This is a genomic window from Mucilaginibacter terrenus, assembly GCF_003432065.1.
Lineage (GTDB): Bacteria > Bacteroidota > Bacteroidia > Sphingobacteriales > Sphingobacteriaceae > Mucilaginibacter > Mucilaginibacter terrenus.
The window spans coordinates 1,333,094-1,344,608 of the sequence record NZ_QWDE01000001.1; the positions used below are offsets into that span (position 1 = coordinate 1,333,094).

Annotated in this window: 17 protein-coding genes; all 17 read right to left on the bottom strand. The window is 46.0% G+C overall.

Annotated features, from left to right (window positions below):
- Nucleotides 1-9: 9 nt before the first annotated feature.
- The 17 genes from DYU05_RS05855 to DYU05_RS05930 all read right to left on the bottom strand — a co-directional run bounded on the left by DYU05_RS05855 (nucleotide 10) and on the right by DYU05_RS05930 (nucleotide 11,513).
- On the bottom strand, nucleotides 10-303 hold the full coding sequence (locus DYU05_RS05855) for a hypothetical protein (RefSeq protein WP_117382025.1): 294 nt from the start codon (nucleotides 301-303) through the stop codon (nucleotides 10-12).
- A gap of 165 nt (nucleotides 304-468) precedes the next feature.
- The gene (locus DYU05_RS21030) at nucleotides 469-642 is read right to left on the bottom strand and encodes a hypothetical protein (RefSeq protein WP_165852000.1); all 174 of its coding nucleotides are present in this window, start codon (nucleotides 640-642) and stop codon (nucleotides 469-471) included.
- Nucleotides 639-2,258 carry an MFS transporter gene (locus DYU05_RS05860; RefSeq protein WP_117382026.1) on the bottom strand — a complete coding sequence of 540 codons (1,620 nt, stop codon included), beginning with the start codon at nucleotides 2,256-2,258 and terminating at the stop codon, nucleotides 639-641. The genes DYU05_RS21030 and DYU05_RS05860 overlap by 4 nt, the downstream gene beginning before the upstream one ends.
- Nucleotides 2,255-3,304, bottom strand: a complete 1,050-nt coding sequence (locus DYU05_RS05865) for an HlyD family secretion protein (protein WP_117382027.1) — start codon at nucleotides 3,302-3,304, stop codon at nucleotides 2,255-2,257. Before DYU05_RS05865 ends, DYU05_RS05860 begins: the two co-directional genes overlap by 4 nt.
- A gap of 33 nt (nucleotides 3,305-3,337) precedes the next feature.
- On the bottom strand, nucleotides 3,338-4,690 hold the full coding sequence (locus tag DYU05_RS05870) for a TolC family protein (RefSeq protein ID WP_117382028.1): 1,353 nt from the start codon (nucleotides 4,688-4,690) through the stop codon (nucleotides 3,338-3,340).
- A 99-nt stretch (nucleotides 4,691-4,789) separates the two neighbouring features.
- Complete coding sequence (locus DYU05_RS05875) at nucleotides 4,790-5,503, bottom strand: pirin family protein (RefSeq protein ID WP_117382029.1); 714 nt, start codon at nucleotides 5,501-5,503, stop codon at nucleotides 4,790-4,792.
- A 207-nt stretch (nucleotides 5,504-5,710) separates the two neighbouring features.
- Nucleotides 5,711-6,586 carry a helix-turn-helix domain-containing protein gene (locus tag DYU05_RS05880; protein ID WP_117382030.1) on the bottom strand — a complete coding sequence of 292 codons (876 nt, stop codon included), beginning with the start codon at nucleotides 6,584-6,586 and terminating at the stop codon, nucleotides 5,711-5,713.
- A gap of 61 nt (nucleotides 6,587-6,647) precedes the next feature.
- Entirely contained in the window at nucleotides 6,648-6,965 is a 318-nt protein-coding gene (locus DYU05_RS05885) for a 2Fe-2S iron-sulfur cluster-binding protein (protein WP_117382031.1), read from the bottom strand.
- Between the two features lies 1 nt (nucleotide 6,966).
- Entirely contained in the window at nucleotides 6,967-7,971 is a 1,005-nt protein-coding gene (locus DYU05_RS05890) for an NAD(P)/FAD-dependent oxidoreductase (RefSeq protein ID WP_117382032.1), read from the bottom strand.
- Between the two features lie 34 nt (nucleotides 7,972-8,005).
- Nucleotides 8,006-8,302 carry a cupin domain-containing protein gene (locus DYU05_RS05895; RefSeq protein WP_117382033.1) on the bottom strand — a complete coding sequence of 99 codons (297 nt, stop codon included), beginning with the start codon at nucleotides 8,300-8,302 and terminating at the stop codon, nucleotides 8,006-8,008.
- Between the two features lie 10 nt (nucleotides 8,303-8,312).
- On the bottom strand, nucleotides 8,313-8,753 hold the full coding sequence (locus DYU05_RS05900) for a hemerythrin domain-containing protein (RefSeq protein WP_165852001.1): 441 nt from the start codon (nucleotides 8,751-8,753) through the stop codon (nucleotides 8,313-8,315).
- Nucleotides 8,754-8,778: 25 nt separating this feature from the next.
- Nucleotides 8,779-9,057: a cupin domain-containing protein gene (locus DYU05_RS05905; protein ID WP_117382035.1), complete on the bottom strand. Its 279-nt coding sequence runs from the start codon at nucleotides 9,055-9,057 to the stop codon at nucleotides 8,779-8,781.
- 18 nt (nucleotides 9,058-9,075) lie between these two features.
- Nucleotides 9,076-9,459 carry a group III truncated hemoglobin gene (locus DYU05_RS05910; RefSeq protein ID WP_117382036.1) on the bottom strand — a complete coding sequence of 128 codons (384 nt, stop codon included), beginning with the start codon at nucleotides 9,457-9,459 and terminating at the stop codon, nucleotides 9,076-9,078.
- A gap of 27 nt (nucleotides 9,460-9,486) precedes the next feature.
- A complete protein-coding gene (locus DYU05_RS05915) occupies nucleotides 9,487-9,894 on the bottom strand; it encodes a cytochrome C (protein WP_117382037.1) in 408 nt (135 codons plus the stop codon).
- Between the two features lie 4 nt (nucleotides 9,895-9,898).
- Nucleotides 9,899-10,156, bottom strand: coding sequence for a hypothetical protein (locus DYU05_RS05920; protein WP_117382038.1), 258 nt, complete (start codon nucleotides 10,154-10,156; stop codon nucleotides 9,899-9,901).
- A gap of 5 nt (nucleotides 10,157-10,161) precedes the next feature.
- Nucleotides 10,162-10,497, bottom strand: a complete 336-nt coding sequence (locus DYU05_RS05925) for a phosphoribosylpyrophosphate synthetase (RefSeq protein WP_205771795.1) — start codon at nucleotides 10,495-10,497, stop codon at nucleotides 10,162-10,164.
- A gap of 8 nt (nucleotides 10,498-10,505) precedes the next feature.
- Nucleotides 10,506-11,513, bottom strand: coding sequence for a cytochrome c (locus tag DYU05_RS05930; RefSeq protein ID WP_117382040.1), 1,008 nt, complete (start codon nucleotides 11,511-11,513; stop codon nucleotides 10,506-10,508).
- Nucleotides 11,514-11,515 lie beyond the last annotated feature (2 nt).

The window sequence follows — 11,515 nt, forward strand, 5'->3', positions numbered from 1 at the left end:
ATGAACAGTTTAAATGATGGCCCAGGCGGTACAGATAGCTTCGGTGATCATTACACCCATGTCACCGTTACCGGTGTCAATTGTGTGGACATATTTAAAGCGCCTGCTCAACCGGTCGAAGACCTGGTCAACGATATCGATTTGTGCTGCACCTACAGGGGTTACCCGGTTATTCTGAATACATAGTAATTGCCCGTTGCAAAGTATCAGGTAATCGAAATGATAGCCTTTAGCCTGCAGCTCGATCAACCTCTTGGTCAGATTTATCTTGAGTTTACGGCTGTTCCTTGCTGAACTGTTCATTGGTTTAAGCTTTAGCGTTATTTAAAACAGGAATGATCTGCAATAACACGGTAAAGGACATGCCAACAATAGTAAATAACTGATAAGCAACATCTTACTAGTTACTTTGATACAAGTATTGCCGATAATTCGCTAAACCTTGCCAAACAGGCGATATACCGTTAATCAACCGGCATAAGCCATAAATCTAGCCAGGTCGTCCGGGAACTCAACCGGGCCGGACGAATGCTGTTGAGCTGAGACCTTTGGCTGATGATTATCAGGATGAGGATTAACCTTATCAACCCGGGCTTTTATCTTAACTTCCAGATCTTTAGCCGAGTTGGTGTTGTCGTTCATGATCTTTTAGTTGAGTGTCCATTTGAAGCCACAATCGGATTCAGACTGGAACTGGTGTATAGCAATTGAAATAACACAGCGGTTACGACGATCAGTAATGCAGCCCCCGTTAATTCAGCAATAAAAAGGAAGGTTGCCCTGCTGCTTAGCAACTGTGCCTGAACAGCCAGCGATTTTGCCAACGAGGCGTTGGCCATGCTAGCGGCCTGATCGGTTGAAAAGCCTTTGGATACAAAAAGTTGTTTGAAACCATTCAGTCGTTCTGCGGCATTAACGTCGACGCTGGTGAGATGAATAAGAAAGCTTTCTTTAAAAATTTGTCCATAATAAAGTTGCAGGTTGTAGAACCCGGCACCGGCATTTAGTAAGGAAGTAAAGCGGGTAAAAGCGGCTATGATCAACCCTGAGTAACCGGTGGTCACGGGAACCGATGTCAGCGTAAAAATCATAATGGGAACGAAAAGTATGCCGGAAGCTGCACCCTGAAAAAAGACGGGCAAGAGCAGATCTTCGAACGCCAGGTCGGGTGCGAATATAAAATACATCCAGAGATGGTAAATGAGCGACATGCTCAGGCCGACTATAAAAAAGTACATGATGACATCTTTTTTCCGGATCAGGATCTGGGAAGTAATGATCATGAAAATGATCAACCCGCTGACGCTGCACAGGCCAAGGATCATCTCCTGCGTTGAGCTCCATTGTAAAACGGCTACTGTATAGCCGTAAACTATGTTGATACTTTCCTTTGATCCGTAGTAAAATCCCAGCAACAGCAAGCCAATCCAAAACTTTTTGTATCTGAAAACCTCGAGGTTAATCAGCGGCCTTTTAATCAGGTATTGCCGGACTATGTATAAAACCCCACTGGTAATGCTGATCATGGCCGCAAATTGTATGCGCCTGTCGGAAAACCAATAATATTTTGAGCCGTAAACAAGAGTATAAGCCAGGCTAATTGCCCCCATCATAAAAAAAACAGTTCCGGTCCAGTCTATTTGATATAAAGGATACTTTCGGATATTTGACCTTGCGTTGAAAGCTAAGAAAATCACCACAAAAACGATTATCTGGAACAGGATCAGGTACTCATAAAGTTCGGTGAAATCAGAACTTTGGATAACTGCTGAGGCAATGAGTCCTAACAATACGCTGCTGCTTAGCACAGTGCCATAAAAGATCGTAGAACCGATTGGCCGGGCATGTTCCGGGCGTAAAAAGCCCGGTATGATGACCAGCATACTTCCTGACAGACAAGCTACAGCACATCCTTGAAAAAAACGGATGAAAAAGAATGCCATTACACTCGTGTTCACCATGAAGGCCACATTAAGCAATATGGAAATGAACGTGACAAACAACAGGTAATTCCTGGTCTCAAAATACTTAAGGAATCTGAATTGTATCGGCAGTGTGGTGATGATTGCCGCATAGGTTAATTGCACGCCCAAGGTGATATCTTCCGGCTGGGCGCCTAAATAGGACAATACATAATTCTGGCTTAACGCAATGGAGGCAAACTCCATTATCGATGACAACAGGATCAGGAAGAATGTGATCCTTATACCCCAGTTCCATTTCAAAAGCCAGGGTCTGATATAGGTTGGCGTGTTCATATCGCTTTCTTTTTAACTGAAACCATTACGTTCATGCCGGCCTTAACCGGGCTGATGTCAGAAGAAGTGAATCTGATTTTTATCGGAATTCTTTGCACGATCTTGACAAAGTTCCCGGTAGCATTATCAGGCGGCAGCAGCGAAAACTTAGCGCCTGTCGAGGCAGCGATCGCCTCAATAGTTCCCTGGTAAACTTTATCATCAATGGCATCTACGCGTATTTCGACCGGTTGCCCGATATACATGCCGTAAACTTGGGTTTCTTTAAAATTTGCGGTAACCCATTTGTCTTTTTCGTTGACGATGGAGACCAGCGGTTGACCGGGCTGGATTTGCTGACCTTCCAGTATCGTTTTTTTGCCCATCCTTCCTGTGTATGGCGCTATAATGGTGGTATAGCCTAGATTAAGACGTGCCAGTTCAAGTTCCGCCATTTTTCTTTTCAGGTCCGCTGCCAGCAATGCCCGACGGGATTTAAGCTCCGCAATCCTGGCGTAGCTGGTTTTTAGATTATTTTCCGCAGCGCTGTAGTCACTCACCGAGACATCATAACGCGATTGTACTGATTCCAAGTCTGACCCTGTAACGGCTTCATCTTTTACCAGCTTCTTATACCGCTTAATATCCGCCTGTTGTAGCACTAACCTTGCCTTGGCTCCGTTAATCTGGTCCTTATTTACCAGCGTTGCGGTTTGGGCAGACGAGATACCAGCCTCCAGAACGGCCAGTTGTGCGCGGGAATCCTCCACTGCGGCTTCAGCTTCGGTAAGTCGCTGACGGTTTTCCCTGTTGTCCAGGATGACCAGCGTGTCACCGGCTTTGACCTCCTGATGTTCTTCAAACAGTACTTTTTTGATGTAGCCGCCGGTACGTGCGGATATCGGGTTGATATAGGATTCAACCTGTGCATCATTTGTTTCCAAAAAATGCTTTTCCCTCAGAAAATAACCGGTGAAATAAAAAATTGCCGCCAGGACAACCAGCAGGGCGGTTATGCCTAAAATTATATTGCCTGGATGAAACTTTGATTTTGCTATAGTATCCATGATTTCTATGTATATGATGATTTATGTGAGCTGTTAAAACTTTCCTGATTCATAAAGTAATTGGTAATAAATAAGTTGAGCGCCGGTTTGCGCCTGTACCAGGTTGAAGCGGCTTTCCTGGTAAAGATTATCGGCGTCCAGCAGGTCGGTTAACAGTGCCAGTTGATTAAAATATTTGGCGCTGACGATCTTGTAGTTTACCCTGGCCTGCTCAATAGATTTTTCAGTCACCGTAATCCGGTTCAGCGCTTCCCGGTATTTAATCAGTAAGCTGTTAGCTTCCTGTTTCACATTATCCTTTATATTTTGCTGAACGTAGCTCAGTTCTCGCAGCCGGCTCTTACCGGCAGACATTTTGTTTTTGTTTTGATAAATTGATGAGATGTTATACGAGACCTTCAATCCGACAAAGCCAATGCTGTATGCCTGGTCGACTGGTGGATAAAAGATGGTATTCGGATAACTGAACCCGTAGCTGGAAATAAGTGCGAGGGATGGCAAATAATTGGCTTTAATTCCGCTAATACGGGCCTCCTGGATTTTTAGGTTAAAGGCGGATTTTTGAATGACATACGCACTTCTGGTAGCTTCACTGATTAAGGAATTCAAGGTATCCGCCAGTGGACGGGGCATGTTTGCAGAATCAGCCGGTAACACCCTGATGCTGTCGGGTAGGTTTAGTAACACATTGAGTTTCTGACTGGCGATCGTTATATCGTTGTCTGCTTGTTCCAGATTTAATTTGACAGAAGAAAGGACCAGCTCGGCGCGGAGAACATCGCTCCGGGTAACTTTTTGATTGCTGTATAGCGCATTGATGTTTTTCACCCGTGTTTCGGCCCGGAGTACCTGCTCCTGTATAAAGCGTTTCTGGTCATTCAGTCTGACCATACCAAGGTATTGGACTACTACCTGCAAGCTGACGCTTGCAGTTTGTTCAAGCGTTCCAACCGTAGCCAGTTCTTTTCTGCCGTTTTGCTCTGCTTCAAATGCTTTCTGCTTGCCGCCGGAGTATAAATTGAATGCAGCCGAAACATTCAAGTCAGCGCCGTTGGAGCTGGGGCGCTTCGGAACGGAATGGGCGTGCCCTAAAAAGCCGTCATACAAGGTTAAACTCGTGAAGCGCTGGTAATCACCGCTTGCGATAATGGAAGGAAGGGCATTGATCTTCGCATCACTGAGATCCGCCTTAGCCGCGCTCTCCTCGCTTTGCGCTGCTTTGACGAGGTTATTATTTGATCTTCCCAGGCTGATGGCCTGCTGTAAGGAAATTTGGTATGGCCTGGCATCCTGCTGGGCATAAACAATTGACGGGATCAGTAAAATTTGGCACAAAAGGATCCTGATCAGCCTGTTTTTACAAGGCTTGAAGTAAATATTTTCCATGATTTATGTCTGTATTAGGTACTTTAATTCATACTATTTAAAGTATTGCTGGTTGTTGTTCTGGCGGAGATAATTGTTTATTCGACATACTTAATCCCATTATTCGATGGTCTGCTTTCGGAGGTCCATCAGGAACAAATTGGTGTCTTTTTTAAATTCCATTGTAATGCTGGCCTCGCCAGAAAATATGGCGGTGTCCCGGTACTTTAACTGCTGCCCGTTGGCAATAACTTCACCATTGAATACAAATAAGATGATCCGGTGTCCTTCGGCGATATCACGGATGGTTTCCGTTAAGCCGGTATTAAAGGTCCCTATACGTATAGCTATTTTTTGCTGCAGCTGATGGTTATCCGAATCATCGCCTGCGGAAATCAGCGTATAAAATTTACCTTTTTCCCGGCTTACCGGCCCGGAATGAAATTGATAGGTTTTTTCATCCGCATTGGACAATAACCATATTTCTAATAGCTCGGTATCTGCCTGGTCGTCGTTATTTTGTATAACCGCAGAAAGAATGTCCTTGCCGGAGTTGATCAACAGCGCGTCCTGCTCTCCTAATATGGTGCGATAGCCCCACGAATCGAAATAATCAACGGACCCATTGATAGCGATCCGGAGTATCTGGATCGGCTTACCTATGAAATGCTGCACTTCCTGTCTCCCGGGCAGCAAGACTTTGTTATCAAACCGAATAACGGGACCCCAGGTTGTATCATCAGTGGGGCTTAACTGTATCGGGAATATAGCATGGTAAATCTTCACCCCGCCCATGTCTGTAAATTTCCGGTCTTGTTCTGCTACGTATTTCATTTTTCTAAATTGTATGAGTTGATCATCAACGAACTGCTAATGATCTGGTACAAAGATCCGATGTAATTAGGGACTAAAAAGGTTGGTTTGGCTGTAGTTTTCGTCGATTCTACCGTTGATTCAAGAGGAATACCGGATGGTAGCTTTGTTGCGGGTGTTCATGGCGCATGTGCCGACCTTTTGTTACCCGGAAAGATGAGTGCAAGATTATTTAAGGCTTTTCCGGTATTCTACAGGAGATATGCCTTCATGGGCTTTAAAGAATTTGCCAAATACGGATTGATCTGAGAAATGTAATTTGTCGCTTACCTGGGCAATACCCAATTCTTTATTCTGTAGCAAAACTTTCGCCTCTAAAATAACAGCGCGGTCAATCCATTCACCTGCGGTTTTTCCGGTTTGTTTTTTAATTAATTCGGAAAGATACTTTGGTGTAACGTTCAGGTTATTGGCATAAAAACTAACCGAGCGCTGCCGCCAGAACTCCCTGGTTAACAGGTTTCGGAATTTGATGAAGATCGAACTTTGTTCATCGCCTGGCAGCGAAGGATTGCCAATGCTTTTATGTAGCGCGTCAACTTCATGGATCAACAAATAGCTGTAACTACGCATCAAAACGGATTCGTTGGTATGTTCGACATTGAAAGTAGTTCTGATCAGATCAAATATAGGGGTGATCCGTTTTACGGCCGTTTCATCGAGCTTTAATATGTGGTGGTCATTGTCCTCAAAAAAAACATACTTATTCAGGTAAAAAATATTTGACCTGGTTTCCAGCAAAAAAGCGTCGGTGAAAAATAACAACTCCATTACAGGCGTCTCCGTGCTGCGCCGGAAGGTACGGGTTACTGAGGGGCCTATGGTGATGATAGCAGGCCCGAATACTTCCTGAGAGGTTAAACCGGCCTGAAGATTGATGCTGCCTTCCTTTAAAAACAAAATGGTGTAAGTTTCGGTACGGAACGGCTCGTTTGTAAATACCGGTTCCTTACCGAAATCCACAAAGAAATAATCATTTCTTTTAGTGGTCAGTGCAAAAACTTTTTGGAGCCGGGAGATCGAATACAAACTGATATCTTCCATAAGACTGGATAAACTTCGCTTAATTTAGTTTTTCTTTTTTATTGCTGTTCTTTTTAGCCGTTTATTGCTCCGGCATGATCCGGAACACCATACCGTTAATGATAGGGGCAATTTTAACCTGACAGGATAACCGGCTGCCAGCCGTTAGCGCCGGGAGCGTATCCAGCATTTGCAATTCCGCGTCATTCGGTTGCGGAAGTTGTTCAGCACCTTGCAGAACTTCCACATGGCAGGTGGCACAAAGCGCCAGCCCCCCGCATGTTGCAGCGATCGGATACCCCATGGCCTTTAACAGCTCCATTAGGCTCAGACTGATATCTTCAGGAACTTCTACCGGCAAACGCCCCCCGTTTCGGTTTTCTACAGTCAAAACAATCATATTAAAAAGTATTTACGCCGTAAACGGTGGTGTATTTAAAGTTCAGCTTTTCCCGGGGGTAAACGAAATGAAAGGCGCTTTGCATCATCAGCGCTGCTTCGTGAAACCCGCTCAATATCAATTTCAGTTTGCCGGGATAGGTATTGATATCGCCGATGGCATATATTCGTTCCCGGTTTGTACTGTAGTCTAGGGTATCCACCAGGATCGCGTTTTGATTAATGCCAAGCCCCCAGTCCGCTATCGGCCCCAGTTTGGGGCTCAGGCCAAATAAAGGTATCAGCTGATCTGTGGCTAAGTGCTGCTCATTTTGCTGATGGTCTGTTATTCCCACGTGCGTCAGGTGATCTTCACCTGTCAATTTGGTCAGATGGGATTTAAGCAGCAAAGTGATTTTATCCTCGCGTGCCAGTTCGAATATCCGCGAGGCTGAATCGGGTAGTCCCCGAAATGTATCACCCCGATGTACCAGGGTAACCCGTTTGGCAATATCCGCTAGGTAAATGGCCCAGTCCAGAGCAGCGTCTCCACCACCGGCAATGATCACCTTTTTTCCTTCATACAGTGAGGGGTTTCTGATCATGTAGCTGATTCCTCTTCCTTCAAACTTTTCCAGACCGGCCAATACCGGCTTTCGTGGTTCGAAACAACCCAGGCCACCTGCTATGGCGATGACTTTACAATGAATGATCGTCCCTTCGCTGGAGGCAAGCTCATAGGTTTGATCCGGAAGCTGGCGGATTGTATCCACCCGCTCGCCCAGGGTAAAACCCGGCAGGAACGGTTTGATCTGCTGGATTAGCTTATCCACAAGTTCCAGGCCTTTGATCTCAGGGTATCCCGGGATATCATAAATCGGTTTATGAGGATAAACCTCCGATAACTGTCCGCCAACCTGCGGCAGTGCATCGATCACGTGGCAGCGCATTTTTAATAAGCCCGCTTCAAAAACCGCAAATAGTCCGACCGGGCCGGCTCCAATAATACAGATATCCGTTTCTATCATAATGATTTTTAGTTACCTCAGGTAGTATATAAACTCAACCCTGAATTAAGATGCAGATGCTATTTTCTGCGGCTTGCAGGGAATGAACGATGTTGACCGGAATATCCAAATCATCGAACTTATCCAGTTCGACCTTTTTTTCTCCCTGCACGTAAGTAACCCTGCCTTCCATTACCATCAATTTTGTCGGCATGATGGCTTTGTGGTCCCGCCAGGTCACCCCTTTTTTCAGTCCTATGGCCATCGTTTTAAAGGAATCACCTGTTTTGATAATTTTCGATAGGGGGCGGTCGGTGGTTCCGAGTTCCGCCAGAATTTTTTTTATGATCATGATCTTCGTTTTATTTAATCCAAAATTCGTCGGGATAATTATCCTCGAACGGTCGTGTATGCAGCCTGATCAATATATCACTGATGGCGGACAATACCTGCGGTGGCAGGTTGTTTTCCATAAAAGGAAAAAATTCACGTTCTTCGAACCTGATATGCGCGGTCAATTGTTCGGCGAAAGGTAAACAGTCCGGCCGGGCTAACCGCCCCTCAATGGCTGCCAGGAACAACGATTCCAGCGCTACGTGCTCTGCCTTTCCCCGGCGTGCCAATTCAGTATCCTGTTGATTGAATAAAAGGATCTCTTCTTCCTGAAAATGCTCCCTGAGGTGTTCCTCCCAGAAAAAGCGGACGTAGTTTGCAATCCTGTCAAAAGATGCCCCTTTCTTGAGTCCTTCTTTGATTTTCCAGCAGAATAGCAGGCCTGCATGATGATCCCGGGAAAAAGGCACGAGATAGCCGCTTCTTTTAAGGGGTTTATTTTTCATCTGTGAAATTGATTAATCCGTCCCGCTTTAAAACAATAAATCCTTTAAAATCCTGGATGACCTTGAGCAGGTGCTCCACATTGGCAGGTATCATTGCAAAGCTCCCTGCATTGACCTCCAGCTGTTCATCTGCGTAGATCAGCAAAGCGCTACCTTCTTCGGCTATAAGGTATGCATCGCATGTGGCGACATGCCGGCGCATATTGGTACTCGCCGCATAGGCTACCTGCACTACTTTTACATTTTTATCTTCCGTTAAATTTTCCATAAACCACTTAAATTACATTTAAAAAATGATCTTTTTTTGCCCTTTGGCATACTGGAGCTTATTCTGGAATAATACTGACATCAGTTCGGCTTTATTTTTAGCCGTCGCAGCGACCTGCCCCTGAAAATGCCCGTCGATGGTTTGATTGAACAGTTTAATCCACCGAATGAAATGTTCTGTACCTATCGGCAGCGGCGCGTGTTTGATAAACGGGCTTCCCCTGAAACCCGGCACGCCAAATAGTGCTGCGTTCCAGAAATCGTACATCTGGTTGAGATGCGGTTGCCAGTCTCCCGTAATCACTGATGAAAATACCGGACCCAATAATTCGTCCTTCCGCACCCGGGTATAAAAATCATCCACCATAATTCTGATCGACGCTAAATCTTGAATATCTTCCATATCTGGTTTTAATGACGGTATTGTTATTCAGAGTTTTGTAGCCAGCGAGGTGATGATAAAATATCCGCTCCAGGCAACAAAAAGGATAATTCCGGCGACCAGCCACCAGGGAATGCTCTGGGGCGTTTCACTTCCGTGTATGACAAAAGTCCGCTGATCGCCCTTGCTGTAAGCATTGATCATTAATGGCAGGACACCTTCGACCACTTCATCCTTTCTGATTCCCTCGACAGCAATGGCGGGGCCGTTCCGGACACTGAAAGGGATCAGTTTTATACCTTCCTTTCCCTTTTGGTCCTTACTCACCACTTTCAATATATGACCGCCGTCGACCAACTTCCTCGTATCCAGGTCGAATGCCACCGGAGCCGGGAACTCGCCAACCGGTTGCGGTTCGTCATCGATAAAAAGAGTAACAAAACTTTGATTTTTCATCTCATCAGTCGTTTAAGATCATCCTCTTGATATGCTCCCGGCCAATCTCGGCGGGTTTGATTAAGCATTTAAGGGTAGCGGCCATCACGTAAAGCGTAATGAAGACCATAAGCGCTACAATCAGGTAATCCCAATTGCTGTCAGGTCCGGGTCCATGCGTGATGCCCTGCAAAAATTTAGGCTGCTGCTTTTTACAGGCATCACAGGCAAATGCAGCCTGGCTATAAGCCAGTACGACGAATAGGAACAGGTACTTTTTCATTTTATTTATATTGAAGATGATCTGAATGATAAGTTTTGAACAATGCATGAAGTGAGCTGCTCTTCATACATCCCGTAAGCGCTCAGGAGTATGCCTTTGATCTGCAATCCGGCAGAAGATATGGCATAAAGGATCATCTCGTCGCCGGGATCTGTCAAGCCTTCAAAACGATGCACTTCGTCTATTTCAAACTCCTCCGGCGACAACGCGGTACCTGAAGGGTGGCATGGCTTACACGCCTTGCCCGCCCTGGCGTTAAAATCGTGTGTGTAACCCCGGCCTGTTAATCCATTAATCGCCTCGCTTACCGTAGTGTAATTATGCATCTGTTCTAGTTTCAAGGTTCTTGTTATTTTAATGACGCAATGATCTTTTTCACTTCTTCAACCGTTACCTTTTTGGAATTATTCCCCCAGCTTCCCCGCTCATGGTTGATAATGGCGGTTACTTCTTCCGGTTTCAGGTTGTTGTTGGTTCCCACCGGTGGCATGATGCCATAACCTTCGCTTACGCGGCCGTTATACCCTTTCATGATAATTGTCACTTGCACGTCCGGGCTATTGTCCAACACTACTTTGCTGCCTTTCAGCGGTGGAAAAGCGCCGGCCAGTCCCAGCCCGTTTTCCTGGTGGCAGCCCTGGCAATTAGCCGCATATAAAGCGTTGCCATCCGGGCCTGTTTTGGCCGGACTTGGCAAACCCGCGGGGCTTCCAGATCCTGTCGCCTTACCATATAAAAAAACAGGGACAGGTTTGCCGGTGGGCAGCGGTGTTTGTTTCAAAGACTTTAAATAAGCTACGAGCGCCAGCGCTTGCGGTGAAGCAACGATTTTTCCGGTGACCCCTTTTCTGAATTCCTCCGGAACAGTCACCACTACATCCTCCGTATAAGCGTAATCACTAACGGTGAACAACCAGCTATAGGAAGGCATGACTGATGCCGGCATTACCGATCTCGGATTGTACAAATGCAGGAAATGCCAGTCAGCGCTTGATTGCCGGTTGCCGATATTGGTCAGGTCCGGGCCGGTCCGTTCGGAGCCCATTAAGGTCGCTGTGTTCCGCCAAATATCTGTGCGCGTATTCCGGGCATAATCAGCGGCAACACCCGGCCGGGTCCCCCAACTTCTATCCATTTCCAGGTTGCGGACCTGCTGGGTGTGACAGGCCACACATCCTTCAGCAATAAATATCCCTTTACCCGCCGCTTCCAGCGCCGTAAGCGGTTTGCTCCCGGGCAGAGGCGCGTTATTAACCTGGTTGTTTAGGGCCGGGATAATCGCTACGAAAATCGTCAGGAAGACGAATAAGCAGAGCGCCGCCAGATAAAGCCTTTTATGATTGGTATAAATATCCATTT

What these genes read in the sequence shown, in the direction of transcription:
- DYU05_RS05855 (WP_117382025.1), bottom strand. Translation starts at nt 303, where the DNA reads ATGAACAGTTCAGCAAGGAACAGCCGTAAACTCAAGATAAATCTGACC.
- DYU05_RS21030 (WP_165852000.1), bottom strand. Translation starts at nt 642, where the DNA reads ATGAACGACAACACCAACTCGGCTAAAGATCTGGAAGTTAAGATAAAA.
- DYU05_RS05860 (WP_117382026.1), bottom strand. Translation starts at nt 2,258, where the DNA reads ATGAACACGCCAACCTATATCAGACCCTGGCTTTTGAAATGGAACTGG.
- DYU05_RS05865 (WP_117382027.1), bottom strand. Translation starts at nt 3,304, where the DNA reads ATGGATACTATAGCAAAATCAAAGTTTCATCCAGGCAATATAATTTTA.
- DYU05_RS05870 (WP_117382028.1), bottom strand. Translation starts at nt 4,690, where the DNA reads ATGGAAAATATTTACTTCAAGCCTTGTAAAAACAGGCTGATCAGGATC.
- DYU05_RS05875 (WP_117382029.1), bottom strand. Translation starts at nt 5,503, where the DNA reads ATGAAATACGTAGCAGAACAAGACCGGAAATTTACAGACATGGGCGGG.
- DYU05_RS05880 (WP_117382030.1), bottom strand. Translation starts at nt 6,586, where the DNA reads ATGGAAGATATCAGTTTGTATTCGATCTCCCGGCTCCAAAAAGTTTTT.
- DYU05_RS05885 (WP_117382031.1), bottom strand. Translation starts at nt 6,965, where the DNA reads ATGATTGTTTTGACTGTAGAAAACCGAAACGGGGGGCGTTTGCCGGTA.
- DYU05_RS05890 (WP_117382032.1), bottom strand. Translation starts at nt 7,971, where the DNA reads ATGATAGAAACGGATATCTGTATTATTGGAGCCGGCCCGGTCGGACTA.
- DYU05_RS05895 (WP_117382033.1), bottom strand. Translation starts at nt 8,302, where the DNA reads ATGATCATAAAAAAAATTCTGGCGGAACTCGGAACCACCGACCGCCCC.
- DYU05_RS05905 (WP_117382035.1), bottom strand. Translation starts at nt 9,057, where the DNA reads ATGGAAAATTTAACGGAAGATAAAAATGTAAAAGTAGTGCAGGTAGCC.
- DYU05_RS05910 (WP_117382036.1), bottom strand. Translation starts at nt 9,459, where the DNA reads ATGGAAGATATTCAAGATTTAGCGTCGATCAGAATTATGGTGGATGAT.
- DYU05_RS05915 (WP_117382037.1), bottom strand. Translation starts at nt 9,894, where the DNA reads ATGAAAAATCAAAGTTTTGTTACTCTTTTTATCGATGACGAACCGCAA.
- DYU05_RS05920 (WP_117382038.1), bottom strand. Translation starts at nt 10,156, where the DNA reads ATGAAAAAGTACCTGTTCCTATTCGTCGTACTGGCTTATAGCCAGGCT.
- DYU05_RS05930 (WP_117382040.1), bottom strand. Translation starts at nt 11,513, where the DNA reads ATGGATATTTATACCAATCATAAAAGGCTTTATCTGGCGGCGCTCTGC.